This is a genomic window from Afipia massiliensis (genome assembly GCF_014203115.1).
GTDB lineage: Bacteria > Pseudomonadota > Alphaproteobacteria > Rhizobiales > Xanthobacteraceae > Afipia > Afipia massiliensis.
In genome coordinates, this window is the sequence record NZ_JACHIJ010000001.1 from 384,681 (window position 1) to 397,516 (window position 12,836).

At 59.1% G+C, this 12,836-nt stretch carries 13 protein-coding genes; 2 read left to right on the forward strand and 11 right to left on the reverse strand.

Going from position 1 to position 12,836, the window contains the following annotated elements:
* Window positions 1-3: 3 nt before the first annotated feature.
* From HNQ36_RS01795 to HNQ36_RS01835, 9 genes are all read right to left on the reverse strand, one after another.
* Window positions 4-1,530 carry a DUF1254 domain-containing protein gene (locus HNQ36_RS01795; RefSeq protein WP_184082242.1) on the reverse strand — a complete coding sequence of 509 codons (1,527 nt, stop codon included), beginning with the start codon at window positions 1,528-1,530 and terminating at the stop codon, window positions 4-6.
* 20 nt (window positions 1,531-1,550) lie between these two features.
* Window positions 1,551-2,057, reverse strand: a complete 507-nt coding sequence (locus HNQ36_RS01800) for a hypothetical protein (protein ID WP_184082243.1) — start codon at window positions 2,055-2,057, stop codon at window positions 1,551-1,553.
* Between the two features lie 17 nt (window positions 2,058-2,074).
* Complete coding sequence (locus HNQ36_RS01805) at window positions 2,075-3,391, reverse strand: DUF1214 domain-containing protein (protein ID WP_184082244.1); 1,317 nt, start codon at window positions 3,389-3,391, stop codon at window positions 2,075-2,077.
* A 32-nt stretch (window positions 3,392-3,423) separates the two neighbouring features.
* Window positions 3,424-4,416, reverse strand: a complete 993-nt coding sequence (locus HNQ36_RS01810) for an HAD family hydrolase (RefSeq protein ID WP_184082245.1) — start codon at window positions 4,414-4,416, stop codon at window positions 3,424-3,426.
* 13 nt (window positions 4,417-4,429) lie between these two features.
* Window positions 4,430-4,795 (reverse strand): DUF1622 domain-containing protein, encoded by a 366-nt coding sequence (locus HNQ36_RS01815; protein ID WP_184082246.1) that lies wholly within the window; start codon window positions 4,793-4,795, stop codon window positions 4,430-4,432.
* 68 nt (window positions 4,796-4,863) lie between these two features.
* Window positions 4,864-6,405: an arylsulfatase gene (locus HNQ36_RS01820; RefSeq protein WP_184082247.1), complete on the reverse strand. Its 1,542-nt coding sequence runs from the start codon at window positions 6,403-6,405 to the stop codon at window positions 4,864-4,866.
* Window positions 6,406-6,539: 134 nt separating this feature from the next.
* Entirely contained in the window at window positions 6,540-6,998 is a 459-nt protein-coding gene (locus HNQ36_RS01825; protein WP_246395199.1) for a YidH family protein, read from the reverse strand.
* Window positions 6,999-7,030: 32 nt separating this feature from the next.
* Window positions 7,031-7,540 (reverse strand): hypothetical protein, encoded by a 510-nt coding sequence (locus tag HNQ36_RS26050; RefSeq protein WP_246395201.1) that lies wholly within the window; start codon window positions 7,538-7,540, stop codon window positions 7,031-7,033.
* Entirely contained in the window at window positions 7,537-8,520 is a 984-nt protein-coding gene (locus HNQ36_RS01835) for a formylglycine-generating enzyme family protein (RefSeq protein ID WP_246395267.1), read from the reverse strand. The genes HNQ36_RS26050 and HNQ36_RS01835 overlap by 4 nt, the downstream gene beginning before the upstream one ends.
* A gap of 813 nt (window positions 8,521-9,333) precedes the next feature.
* On the opposite strand from HNQ36_RS01835, the gene HNQ36_RS01840 reads away from it, so the two are divergent.
* Complete coding sequence (locus tag HNQ36_RS01840) at window positions 9,334-10,341, forward strand: SphA family protein (RefSeq protein ID WP_184082249.1); 1,008 nt, start codon at window positions 9,334-9,336, stop codon at window positions 10,339-10,341.
* A gap of 199 nt (window positions 10,342-10,540) precedes the next feature.
* Window positions 10,541-11,554, forward strand: coding sequence for a helix-turn-helix domain-containing protein (locus HNQ36_RS01845; RefSeq protein WP_184082759.1), 1,014 nt, complete (start codon window positions 10,541-10,543; stop codon window positions 11,552-11,554).
* A gap of 472 nt (window positions 11,555-12,026) precedes the next feature.
* Here HNQ36_RS01845 and HNQ36_RS01850 read toward each other — a convergent pair whose 3' ends face one another.
* Window positions 12,027-12,506: a site-specific integrase gene (locus tag HNQ36_RS01850; protein ID WP_184082250.1), complete on the reverse strand. Its 480-nt coding sequence runs from the start codon at window positions 12,504-12,506 to the stop codon at window positions 12,027-12,029.
* On the reverse strand, window positions 12,491-12,799 hold the full coding sequence (locus tag HNQ36_RS01855; protein ID WP_184082251.1) for a site-specific integrase: 309 nt from the start codon (window positions 12,797-12,799) through the stop codon (window positions 12,491-12,493). Before HNQ36_RS01855 ends, HNQ36_RS01850 begins: the two co-directional genes overlap by 16 nt.
* Between the last annotated feature and the right edge of the window lie 37 nt (window positions 12,800-12,836).

The following is a 12,836-nucleotide window of genomic DNA, read 5'->3' on the forward strand; positions in this document are numbered from 1 at the left end:
CTCCTAACTGACGCGCTGCACCGCCGGCGGCGTCCAGCTGCCATCCATCGCGGCTGCCTTCGGCCAATATGTACGGACGTAGAGTGAGAAGTCGCCTTTCGGGGCCGGCAGCCAGTTGGCGCGCTGCATCGGGTCCGTGGGCGCATCGGGCTGCACGTAGATTGTGAGCGAACCGTCGGCGGCAAACTTGATATCCTTGTTCTTGGTGCCGACCGAGAAGCGGTTGATCGGGTTGGCGACGAAGAAATGATGCTCGTTATAGATCGAGATCGACCAGAAACCGCTCACCGGCGGTGTGCCATCCTTCGCGAACGTCACGATGTAGCGGTTGGCACTGTTGAGCCGCGCACCCGAGGCATCGAGATCCTGGTAGAAATACTTCGTCTCGTTTGGCGCGTTGACGAGGATGTTCGATTTCGCCACCGCCGTGCGGGTGAAGTAATCGGTGCCGAACGCGGCTTCGTTCGAGATCGTGCTCCAGCGATGCGGAAGCTGCTGGCCCCAGTTGCGGAATTCGAACAGCGGCTTGACGACCTGCTCGTCCACTTCCGTCACAGCTTTAGTCAGCGCGTCCTTCAGCGCCGGATTGCTCTTGATCGCTTCAAGCAGCGCGCGCATCTGCGCGTAGCGCGATTCCTCGCCCGGCAAGGGAGGCGCGTCGGCGAGAATGTCGGGAAGCTGATCGAAGAATTTGTCAGGGAATACCCATTTCGATTCCGTCTCACCGGCCGCCGCCGCCGGCACCTTTTTGATCTTGCTCCAGTCCGTGCTTTTCATCCGCTCGTCGTATTCCGCCAGCGGATACATCGTGATCCACTGCAGCACGCTCTGGATCGCCTTCTTGTCTTCCGGCGTGTCGTCCTGAAACACGCGCGGCCCGGCAAAGCCGGTGTTCGTTGGGCAGCGAAACACCTGAGTGATTCCCTTGGGAACAGCGCCGTTCCAGTTCGGCCCAACCAAAAGGTAGAAGCCGGGCGTCGTGCCGTACATCTTGCCAAGCTGCACGAAGCCGTCGGTGCGCAGGTCGACGACCTGGTAGACCCAGAACCGCTCGCCGAAATCCGGCACCTGGATCACCACCGGCGAAAGATCGAGCGCGAGGGATCCTGCGCCATAGACCACGTCCTGATTGGGACAGGCGACCAGCCGCTCCTCAGGCTCGATGTAGTCGGTAAGCATCGCCAGACGGTTGAGTGGGGCGGCAGGTCCAGGCCCCACCATCATCACTTCGGGCACGTCCTTGAAATTAAGCCGCTTGTTGTAAATGTTGACCAACGGCCAGGCCCAGAAGAAGGCGTCGCGCGCGATCATCGCCGCATAGGCCTCGGAGATCTTCACGCTGGTGTCCGGCCCCGGCGGCAGCGCGCGTGCCCATTCCGGCGACGGGGGCAAGGGCTGCGGATTCAGCGACGAGTTTTGCGCGCGCGCGGCGGACGGCGCGCCGGCGCCGAGCGTCGAAGCGGCGACAAGCGTCGCTCCCGCCCCCAGCAGGATGCGCCGATCAACACCCGGATTATTCGTATTGCTCATTGTGTCCTCCACTGTTCCGGTCAGATTCTGGATTCCACGGAAACCGCATTGAGCGCGCGGCGCGCAGCGTTGAACGCGAAGATCGCGCCCGCAAAGTACACGGCGATGAAGAGCGCCTGCCCCAGTAGCCAGGCATTCTTTCCGGCGGCGACGGGCGAGTAGTAAAAGCTCGGCCAGATCGCATCGAAGACGAAATAACCGGGATAACCGACGGCGAACACGCCGAGGAGTCCAACGATGCAGAGCCAAAGCGCCGCCGAGCCTTCTTCCGACGGGCGCATTGGCGATACGCGCGCAGCAAGCATCAACGTGAGACCGATTGCCACCATGCCGAGCCCGCCAGCCTGCACGGCCGCGACCGACAGCGTCCACGGGCAGGCCCACCACAGCGAGATGTTCTGCTTGAAGAGTTCGCCGGTCGGCCATCGCGCGCCCACGCAGTAATGCGCGATGATCCCGAAGGTCAGGAATACGCCGAAGATGAAGAGACCCAGGCCCCATTTGGCGAAACGCGCGCCGACGTGCATCGCTCCCTCCTGTCGCATCATCGCTTGATCAGTGGCGGCGGATAGTAGGTACCGTTCGCCACACCTTCCGTCGGGCGATAGAACCGGAACGTGAGGCGATACTTCTGCCCCTTTGGCGTCGGCAGCCAATTGCTGTCTGGGGCGTCGGCAGGCTTCTGATCGGCGAAGTAAAGCGTGAGTGAGCCGTCCGGGTTGAATCGCACGCCAGACTGATTGTTGATCAGAAACCGGTTGATCGGGTTGGGCAGCACGCGAAAACGGTGGCTGTCGACCGCGATCACCGACCAGTAGAACGTCGCATACTGAGCTGGCAGCCCGTCTTTCGGGAAAGTCAGCGTGTAGACATTGTCGCCGTTCAGGTCTGCACCCGCCTGATCCACACTTCCTCGGTAGTAGAGAACCTCCGGCTTGATGTTGGCCCAGATGCCGCCGGTATTGATCATTGTCCGCGCCACATAATCGAGGCCGTATTCTCCGACAACACCCGGGCGCGCCCACCCGCGCAACACGGTCCCGTGACCGATGATGGGACTGGCCTTGGCGATATCGGCAAAGGCGCGCGTCTTGATCACCTGATCGACGCGCGTCCGTTCGGCAGGGTCCTTGACGGCGTTTCCGATGGCGCGGGCTTTCTCTGCCAGAGCTTCCAGGCCGACGCTGAGATCCGGCTCGCTGTCGAGCGCGATGTCAGCGGCCTCGAAGGCCTCGACGCCCGGCAACGCCTCCAGTTCGAATATCGGCGTCTTGGGAATCTCAGGAAGCTTCGGTGAACCTGTCGCCCGGAACTTGAACTGGTGTTGCAGAGCGACGGCGGCGTTCGGATCGGAACCGAGCTCGACGCGCGCAAGGACGCGGGAATACTTCACCGGAAGATCGATGCGCGTCGCGCCCGCAGGGATCGCAACGTTCGCGCCCCTGAGGCACATGGCGAACTCGCCGAACGGCCGCTTGGGAAAGAGGCGTTCGTTGATGTTGGTAATTGTCTCGCCCCAACCGTTGAGGAAGTGGACCGTGTAGTAACGGCCCTCGACCTTCGGCACGCTGACGATCGTGCAACTGCTCTCATCGACTGCGACCCACGCTTCGGAATATGCCACATCGAGATTGGGATTGGGCCAATCCACTTCGCCGGGCTTGCGATGGACGAGTTCGTTCCACTTGAAGCCTTCCTTGAAGTCGAGCTGCTGCTGACGCGTGACCAGCAGGCGACCCAGCAGGTAGATATACGCGTCGCTGACGTCCTGATCGGAAAACTGTGCGGGCTGCTGCTGCGCATTTGTTGATGTCGTTATCGCCATTAGTGCACCGAGAGCTGCGTAAATGAATCTGTTCATTTCCTGCTCCTGTCCGTGTTTGTAAAAAAACCTCACGGCTCGAATGCGAAAACCTTCTTCCAGTCCTGCTTCATATCCACGACGGTCCAGCCTTTCGCCTTCGCCTCCTCCCATGCCTTGTCGAGCTGCCCGATCTTCGACGGCCGGTCGTAGGCATATTCGCGTGCGGCATCGGTGTGATGGACGATGCCGGCAAAGCGAGCCCCGCTTCCCGCCATCGTCCATTGCAGCATCTGATGGTCGCCGTCGGAGTTGCCGAAGGCCAGGATCGGGCGGCGGCCGATGATCATGTTGATGCCGGCAGGTTTGCCGGGCCCGTCGTCAATGAACTGCACCTTGGCGGTCTTCAGCAACGACGGCTTTCCTGCGGCGTCGAGCCGGAATTGCGTGACGCCGGATGAGCCGACCACCTGCTCGGGTGGAATGCCGTAGGCCTTTTCGGCCCACACCCGCATGAACTCGACGCCGCCGCCGGACACGATGAAAGTCTTGAAGCCGTTGGCGCGAAGGTAGGCCAGCAGTTCGACCATTGGCTGATAGATCAGATCATTATACGGCCGGTTGAAGCGCGGATGTTTTGCGGTCGCGAGCCAGTCGGCGACGGACTTTGCGAATTCATCCGTGGTCATGCCGCTATGCGCTGCGGCCACCAGCGTTAGCAGGCCCTTCTCACCCTGCTCTGCCAGAGCCTTCTTGTCTCCGGCGAGGAACGCCTTGAACGGCTGCTGCTGCTTCCATTCGAGATGCTGCGCCGCCATCGCCTTGACGCGGTCGAGCGCAAAGGCAGCCTCGAAATAGATCGGCTGCTCGCACCACAGCGTGCCGTCATTGTCGAACACGGCGATGCGCTCGGCGGGCGGCACATAATCCGGCCCGCCCTGCGTGGTCACCTTTGCAACGAATTCGGTGATGGATTTTTTTACCGCGCCATCGTTCCATGAGGGCAGCGGATCGGATTGGGCATATGCCGTGCCGCCACCGATACAGATCGCGAGAAGTGTGAGGAATGCGCGTTTGGTGAACATAACGTCCTCTTCATCAGGCCGCTGGAGGTGATTCGGTGGCTTCGCGCTGGCGTCGACGCACGTCCTCCAAATCACGATCGAGAAAGTAATTGAGGAAAGTCCGGATCGCAGCTACCGCAGCAATCCGCCCCACCGCTTCCCAGCTTGTGGTGATCGAAGTCTCGATGATGTCGGCCGCGAGCTGGAATGTGAGTCCCGCAACCAGCCACCGCGCATAGCGCAGCCAGATGTCACGCCGCTCGTGCCCGGCCGGCGACGACAGCATTGCTCGCAGACCTCCGATGAATGCCTCAACGGTGCCGACGACGACAATAACGAGGGCCAGCGCATCGATGAACACGATGGCATTCTCGGTTGCAAAGATCAGCCATTGCTTCATGAACGCCTCGGCGGTCCGCGTTTAAAGACATCAGGCGGCGAAATCTTCGCCGCCTGATGGAGTGTCATTCAGTGATTTGCGCCGCTTGCCATGTCCGACATTTTCTTCAGCGCGTCGTCGATGGTGAACGTGTTCGGTGGCTGGATCGCAGGGAATTCCTTGAAGGTTTCCGCGAATTTTGAAGCAGCGACCTGCGCCATATAGATGAACGGGGCGTGCCGCATCATCCACTCCCAGTAGGAGTTCGAGGTAACCGTCGCGAACTCATAGGGATCGGTGCGCAGGTTGAACAATTTCACCCCGCGCAGCCGAACGAACGGGTCAACCCAGACCGCCATGGTACCTTGCGTGCGCTGCTCCATGAATGTCATCTTCCAATTGTCGTAGCGTATTGCGAGCACGTCGCCGTCGTCGCTGAAGTAGAAGAAGAGTTTGCGTGGGCTCTCCTTCGCCTCTCCCGTCAGGTATGGCAGCAAATTCATGCCATCGATGTGGTTCTTGTAGGTGCGGCCGATCGCCTGATAGCCTTTCTTGCATTTCTCGATGATCTCAGGCTCACCCGCCATGGTGAGGAAGGTTGGAAACCAGTCGTGGTGCTGCACGATCCCGTTGGCAACCGAGCCCGGCTTGATCTTGCCGGGCCAGCGGACGAGCAGCGGCACGCGGAAGGCACCTTCCCAGTTGGTGTTCTTCTCCGAACGGAACGGGGTCATGCCGCCATCCGGCCATGTGTTTCGGTGCGGACCGTTATCGGTCGAATACTGGACGAAGGTGTTGTCCGCGAGACCTGCCTGATCGAGGAAGTCCAGCAACTGACCGACATTCTTGTCATGATCGATCATGGTGTCGTGATAGTCCGATTGCCAGCGGCCCGCCTGCCCTTTGCTGGACGGTTTTGGATGCGTAATAAAATGCATATGCGTCGTGTTCACCCACACGAACCAGGGTTTGCCCGCCGCTTCCTGGCGCTTCATGAAGTCGATCGCCGCGGCGACGAAATCGTCGTCACAGGTTTCCATGCGCTTCCTGGTGAGCGGACCGGTATCCTCGATCTTCTGTTTGCCGACCTTGCCCCAGCGCGGCATGTCAGCGGAATCGTCCTTGTCGGTGGCCCATGACTTGATAACGCCGCGCGGTGCGAACCTTTCCTTAAAACCGGGAACATCGGCTGGATAGTCGTCCATTTCCGGTTCTTCCTCGGCATTCAGGTGATAGAGGTTGCCGAAGAATTCATCGAAACCGTGATTGGTTGGCAACATGTGGTTGAGATCACCGAGATGGTTCTTGCCGAACTGGCCAGTGGCGTAGCCCTGGTTCTTCAGCGCGGCGGCGATGGTTATGATCTTCTCGTTCATTCCAATGGGTGCGCCGGGAAGGCCAACCTTCGACAGGCCGGTGCGATACACACTCTGTCCAGTGATGAACGATGATCGGCCGGCAGTGCAGGACTGCTCGCCGTAGCTGTCCGTGAACAGCATGCCTTCCTTGGCGATGCGGTCGATGTTGGGCGTGCGATAGCCCATGAGCCCGTGCGTGTAGCAACTCAGGTTCGACTGGCCGATATCGTCGCCCCAGATGACGAGGATATTGGGCTGCTTGGTCTTAGCCATACGACTACTCCCTTTTTTAACTTTCGCTGCCGTGGTGGTTACCTTGGTTTCGATGATGCGGTTTTCCCTGCTTTCTTCGGTCCAGCCGTCTTGCTGGACTTCTTCTTCGTCGCGCGCGTTGCCATGTATCCTCCTCAGCCGAACGGCCCAACTCGAAACACCATGCTGACAATCGCGAATATCCCGATGAGCAGAAGAATGATCGCTGTGAGCAGTGTCAGTGAAACGGGAAACTGGCTTTGCGCGTGGATGAGCCCCTCAGCGGCCATGGCCTTGCGCTCTTCGCGCAGGTGAAACATGAACTGCAGGTGATAGATGATGCCGCCGATCAGCATGACGATGCCGAGCGCGACGAGCGTGACCCCGAAGTTGCGCGCGGCGCCCGCATGCGTGATAACGTCGTGGTCGCGCATCTTCTCGAATACCTGGAAGATCGTGAAGCCGAACGAGATTAGTGATAGCGACGTTCGGATCACCGACATCAGTGTCCGGTCCGCGCTCATGCGCGTACGCTGGAACGACATGCCTGTGCGGCGCGAAGACAACTCGACCGAAATCAGATCAGAGCTCGACTTGGACGTGATGTTTTCCATACCCGAATGCCCTCAAGCTCTGCCGATACGTACTATGCCAACGTGTTCGTCCCCTTGCGCGCAAACCACCATCTGGCAGCACGCTCAACAATCCATCGGAAGACGAAGTAGGGAATAACGGCGAGCAGGAGCGCCATCATCAGCGCCTCACCGGGATAGAAGCGATCCAGCACCTTGAACTGGTAGATTACGTCCATGCTTAGTCCGAGCAGTACGACGCGCGCCGTCGAGATCAGGCCCTCGCGCAGACGCCCCTTGGGCGCGCTTGAATCCCACAGCGCTGACCAGAAAAATGATTTGTGCCCGGCCCGCGCATCATTGACGCCGTCGGGAAGCGCCGCAATCGCCGCCATCACTGGCTGGAGATAGAAGCGGAATGTCATCGGCCCGTGAATGCGATCAAAGATGTCCGCCCAGAACCGCTGGTGAATGTCCATCGACCAGCCGTAACGAAGAATCCCCCACACAAGCAAAATGGCAGCAAGCCCGACCGCCAGCCATGTCATGGCGCGTGCTACACTCGATGGTTCGGCCGCGCTCATGGCCCAGGCCTTCCGCGCACAACGCAGCGGAATCCGACATGGCTCGTCGATGTGTCGACCGGTTCGGCGTGTCGGGCCGCCGGGCGATAACGGCGGCAATAATTCGGCGCGCACAAATGCGAGCCGCCCTTGAGCACCTTGCGCGGAATTCTGATAGTCGGCTGGCAGGCGTCGTAGCTTTGCTCTTCCCGGCCTCCGCGCGGATTTTCGGGAATGCAGCATGCCTTCGGCGCATCGGCATCGTGCTTCGGCGAGTACCAGTCGCTGGTCCACTCCCAGACATTGCCGATCATGTCGTGAAGCCCGTAGCCATTCGGCGGAAACGCAGTCACCGGCGAGGTGCGCTCAAAGCCATCCTGATTGAGATTCAGCCGCGGAAATTCGCCCTGCCACGTGTTGGCTAAGTGTTGACCACCCGGCGTGAACTCCTCACCCCAGGCATACTCTGCACCATCGAGCCCCCCTCTCGCGGCGAACTCCCATTCAGCTTCGGTCGGCAAATCCTTGCCGGCCCATTTCGCGTAAGCGAGTGCATCCGAATATGAAACGTGCACGACAGGGTGATTGTCGTGCACATTGATGTTGGTCTTGGGACCGTAAGGGTGCCGCCAGTCGGCACCCTTCATAAAGTTCCACCACTCAGCCCAATTGCGCAGATCGACCGGCTGATGCGGCGGCGTGAACACCAGCGAACCGGCATAAAGCATGTGAGGCAGTGCGCCGGGGTAATCCTTCGGATCGGGTGGAATTTCGGCGAGGGTCACATGCCCTGTGGCTTTCACGAACTGTTTGAACTGCCGGTTCGTGACAGGTGTTTTGTCAATCCAGAAGCCACCAACCGCCACGCGATGGCTCGGCGCTTCCTCCGGATAATGATGATCCGACCCCATGCGGAAGGTCCCGCCGGGAAGCCACATCATCCCGTCCGTTCGTAAATCGTCCGCTGGTCGGTCCCCTCGCTCATTGTCGGGCAGCAACATCGTTGTCATGGCATTCCCACTAACCATCGCCTATTGGCAAACGTCCCAGAACCCCTGTCTCTGACTTGGGTCGGTATAGTACCAGCAATAGCCGGGCGCAGGCGGAGACCCAGCCCATGCGGCCGCTGTCGCTGCCGTTACGACACCGATGGCCGCACCTGCGGCAATCGCACCGCCGGGCGGCCATCTGTACCAGCCAGGACGTACCCAGCGCGCCGGCTTGACGACCGGGCGAACAGGCCGAACGCCGGGACGCGCGACAGTGGATCGGCGCACGGCAGCGCCGCCGCGTGGACCGACAACGGCCCGGCCTCTGCGCGCAACCGCGATCGGGACAACCGCTGACGTGTCGCTGACTTGTTGTTTGAGCAATGCACCGCGACCAGGGACGGCGGCGGTCGCCGGCGCATCTTGAATGGCAACGAGGAGCCCCGCCACAATGAGCAGCGCAGAACTCCTGCGAAGAAGCCTTGAATTGTCGAAGGTCATTGTGTCTGCCCTTCTTGTTTCAACGCATTGAAATTTTAGCAAAAGCGAACTACAGCCGCGTCGAGCGATAACGCAGCTCACTTGATGGGGCCGGCGACGGGCACACTATGCGCATGATCTGAAATTGGGATGTGCAGTTTGTGCCAAATTTTTCGATTGCCGAACAAGCATTAAAGAACATTTGTCACAATTCGCAATTTGCTTAAAAATAGAGCCTGAGGTTTCACGCCTGACTTTTGAGGTTGGTGTCCGGCAAAAATTCCGCTTAGACTGAACGTGGCCATACTCGCGGTCGCACGTCGATTCCTTTGGGCGGAGGTAACGATGCGATACGGTTTTCGTTTGTTCGGCGTTGCGGCAGCGCTGTTCCTCGGTGTTGCGGGCGAGTCAGCAGATGCAGCGGAAGGCGCGGTCGGCGTCTATCTGCTTGGCGCGCGCGGTCCGATGGCCGGCTTCACTCCACCACCTGGCGTCTATTTCCAGGACGACACTTATTTCTATTCGGGAAAGATCGGCGGCGGCCGCGCGCTTCCAACCGGCGGCTTGCTCGTTGCAAATGTGAGCGCCCAAAGTTGGTTCAATCTTCCAACAACGTTGTGGGTAACGCCTGCAAAAATACTGGGCGGCGATCTCGCGTTCTCGGCGACCATTCCGACTTTTGGCGCGCCGCGCGTCAATGCCAGCTTGCTGGTGAACTCTCCCCGCTTCGGGCCGATTGGCATCAACGTGACCGATGAGAAGACCAACCTAAGCGATTTCCAAGTTGGCTCGTTTCTCGGATGGCATTCGGGAAATTTTCACTGGCAACTCGGTGTCAGCGGCGTCATCCCATCCGGCAGCTATGTCTCGGGGCAGTTGTCCAATGCGTCGTTGAACCGGCCAGCGGTGGATGTATTCGGCGCACTGACATGGCTCGACCCTGCGATCGGTGTTGATCTATCCATGGCCATGGGCGTCACATTCAATCAAGTCAACCGGGCGACGGACTACAAGACTGGCGACGAATTCCATCTCGAATGGGCCGCCTCGAAGTACATCACCAAGGAATTCACCATCGGTCTCGTAGGTTACTACTATCAGCAGATTACCGGCGACAGCGGCAGCGGCGCGAGACTTGGAGCGTTCGAAGGCCGCGTCATCGCGCTGGGCGGAACGGTCGGCTACACTTTTGAAGTCGGGAAGCTGCCGATCTCGACGCGCATCAAGGTCTATCGTGAGTTCGATGTGCAGAATCGCATGGAGGGAACCGCAGGCTACTTCACCGTCTCCCTTCCCCTCGGCGTCGATTCATCCGTGAAGCCGATGGCATCAGCGATCAAGGCTAAGTTTTAGGCGAGGCCCTCACTAGACAAGACCCTTTATTGGACGAGACCTTTATTAGACGAGACCCTTGGCGGTCGGTGCGAGGCCGTTCAAATTTTATCGATCAGTTTCTCTCATGCAATCTGTTGCGTCGCCCGGTGCGACGAGTTCGGTTCGTTATCGCATCCCGTTCGTCATCTCGCCATTAGAGCGACAGAAGGGCAATCGTATGAGCGAGGGATTTTCGGTCACCGCCGCTCGCGTGGACGATTTCGAAGGTTTTCGCGAGGCGGTCCATGGTTCCCACGTTGACGTGATGCAACTTGAGCGCGGCAAGCTGCACGGCTCTCTGACTCATGTCGGAATCGGAAATTTCTCTCTCAGCATTGGATCATTCTCAGCCGGAATTCGAACGCAGCGGACGTCGAAGGAGCAAAAACTTATTGTCGGGATGCTGCTGGGATCAACGAATCGCGTGACGCACTGGTCGTACGACATGCAGCCCGGCGACGTTCTGGTTATTCCGCCGAGTATCGACCATGATGGCAGGCTCTTTGGCGCCTCCTCCTACGCGGCCATTCGTCTGGATTTGACGGACGTGGCCAGCATCTTCGGCGGTGAAACGGATTTGGCCGATCCTGCGACATGGACTGCAAAGAACCACTACAAGGCCAATCCATCCATCGGCTCGGTTGCGATTCACAGATTGCGCAAGATTGTCTCGTCCCTTGCAGACCCGAACATCGACTTGTCCGAGCAATCGGCTGATTTCTGGAGACGATCGATCACCGACGCCATGATGGCAACCGTCATGCATTCGCTGCCATCTGACAACTCAGGGCTGCCGCTGTCCGCAATCCGGCTGGTTCGGAACGTAGAGCATTACGTCGATACTGTAGGCGTCAGGCCTGTGCACATCTCCGAGATTTGCGCCGAGTTCGGTGTATCTCGTCGAAGCCTGCATCGTGCTTTCGACGAGGTTCTCGGCATGGGGCCGGTGACGTTCCTGCGCTACAAGCGCCTGTGCTGGATTCATTCCGTGCTGCGAGAGAGCGATCCTGCGCAAACCACGGTGGCCGAGGTCGCGTTGCAGCATGGATTTATCGAGTTGGGTCGTTTCGCCCACTATTACCATATGCTTTTTGGAGAGCATCCGTCTGAGACGCTACGGTCGCATTCGGGCGGCTTCACAATATCGCGCGCGGCAACGGAGCGAAATAGCATCGCCCGGCTGAGTGGTTGAAGCGTCACTCATGCGCGCCGAAGGCAGCGCTCTCTCCCCAGCACACCGTGATATCTCTGCGCAATATAAAGGCTGCGCCAAGCGGACTTAGCTCGAGTGGGACCTTAATGGCCGCTAAGAGTCATTCTCGACTGAGTCGACAGTCATTGCCTACCATCTGATGTCCGCTCTGCCCCAAAAGCGACCGGTTGCCGAGCCTAGCCCCCAAAGTGCAGGCCTCGGCTCAAAGCGGCAAGCGCGAAAAGCCCCTCCTCGTCTTCGTTGCTGTCCCGGGTGATGCCGCCGCCTCAGCCTCGCGCCGAAGCGTCTCCATGAGGCGACGCGAGACGCAGATGGCTGGCGCTTCCCACGCCTTGTCCAGACCATGGACTCATAATTTCCGATCCAGAGGCAGAACAACGGAGACCAGGAGGTTTCTGATGAGCTTATCGAAACGAGTTGCAAGTTGCGACGCGCCTGACGGCCATCGTGATCAGTCAACGCCGCATTTTTGCGGCGTTGGGACTTCCGGTGAATTCGCCGCGGCGTCCACAAGGCGCGGAATATCAACCGGCAGCACCCGCTTGTCGATGGCCACTTTCAGAATTGCAAGCGTCCTGCCGTGATCGTAGTTCGCGAACTCGCTGCTACGGGCCTCGCTCGTGTGGCCGGTGAGTGCTTCTGCATGCGCCTGGGGAACACCGACATTGATCATCTCGGTACAAAATGAATGCCGGAACGAATGCAAATCTCTCAGATGAGCATAAAGGGGGACAAAGGCATGTCCGTTATCACCATTCTTCCTATGGGCCTCGTCGTAATTCTTCCGGTAGGTTCCGAATTTCTGACCGAGTTTGTCGCCAAAGGAGTTGTTTGACTTCGACCGATAAAGGTCCGGAAATAGCTGTTCGTTTGGCTCCCGCCCCTTGTGCAAGGCCTTGATGATGCCGAGTTGAATCAGCGCATCCGGCACCGTGACCCAGCGTTTAGATCCGGAATCCCTCCTCCCATTTTTTTCCCTCTCCTTTTTATGATCTTCAACTGAAGCCCGGGAGCCTTCAGATTAAAGTACCAGATGTCCTTTTCTTCGTGATGGCACAGATGCTCCACTCGGAGCTGGCAGATTTCCTCGCGCCGCATTCCGGTGTAAGCAACAATCAGGATCACCCAATACAGCGAGTCACGGATCACGAGGTTACCCGGCTCATATCGGCGGCCAGGTGAACGGCAACCTGCAAAGAGAGGCGAGGCAAACAGAGCGCGCATCTCCTCTTCCCTCCAGGGCTTGCGCTCTTGGCTTCCT

What these genes read in the sequence shown, in the direction of transcription:
- HNQ36_RS01795 (WP_184082242.1), bottom strand. Translation starts at nt 1,530, where the DNA reads ATGAGCAATACGAATAATCCGGGTGTTGATCGGCGCATCCTGCTGGGG.
- HNQ36_RS01800 (WP_184082243.1), bottom strand. Translation starts at nt 2,057, where the DNA reads ATGCACGTCGGCGCGCGTTTCGCCAAATGGGGCCTGGGTCTCTTCATC.
- HNQ36_RS01805 (WP_184082244.1), bottom strand. Translation starts at nt 3,391, where the DNA reads ATGAACAGATTCATTTACGCAGCTCTCGGTGCACTAATGGCGATAACG.
- HNQ36_RS01810 (WP_184082245.1), bottom strand. Translation starts at nt 4,416, where the DNA reads ATGTTCACCAAACGCGCATTCCTCACACTTCTCGCGATCTGTATCGGT.
- HNQ36_RS01815 (WP_184082246.1), bottom strand. Translation starts at nt 4,795, where the DNA reads ATGAAGCAATGGCTGATCTTTGCAACCGAGAATGCCATCGTGTTCATC.
- HNQ36_RS01820 (WP_184082247.1), bottom strand. Translation starts at nt 6,405, where the DNA reads ATGGCTAAGACCAAGCAGCCCAATATCCTCGTCATCTGGGGCGACGAT.
- HNQ36_RS01825 (WP_246395199.1), bottom strand. Translation starts at nt 6,998, where the DNA reads ATGGAAAACATCACGTCCAAGTCGAGCTCTGATCTGATTTCGGTCGAG.
- HNQ36_RS26050 (WP_246395201.1), bottom strand. Translation starts at nt 7,540, where the DNA reads ATGAGCGCGGCCGAACCATCGAGTGTAGCACGCGCCATGACATGGCTG.
- HNQ36_RS01835 (WP_246395267.1), bottom strand. Translation starts at nt 8,520, where the DNA reads ATGTTGCTGCCCGACAATGAGCGAGGGGACCGACCAGCGGACGATTTA.
- HNQ36_RS01840 (WP_184082249.1), top strand. Translation starts at nt 9,334, where the DNA reads ATGCGATACGGTTTTCGTTTGTTCGGCGTTGCGGCAGCGCTGTTCCTC.
- HNQ36_RS01845 (WP_184082759.1), top strand. Translation starts at nt 10,541, where the DNA reads ATGAGCGAGGGATTTTCGGTCACCGCCGCTCGCGTGGACGATTTCGAA.
- HNQ36_RS01855 (WP_184082251.1), bottom strand. Translation starts at nt 12,799, where the DNA reads ATGCGCGCTCTGTTTGCCTCGCCTCTCTTTGCAGGTTGCCGTTCACCT.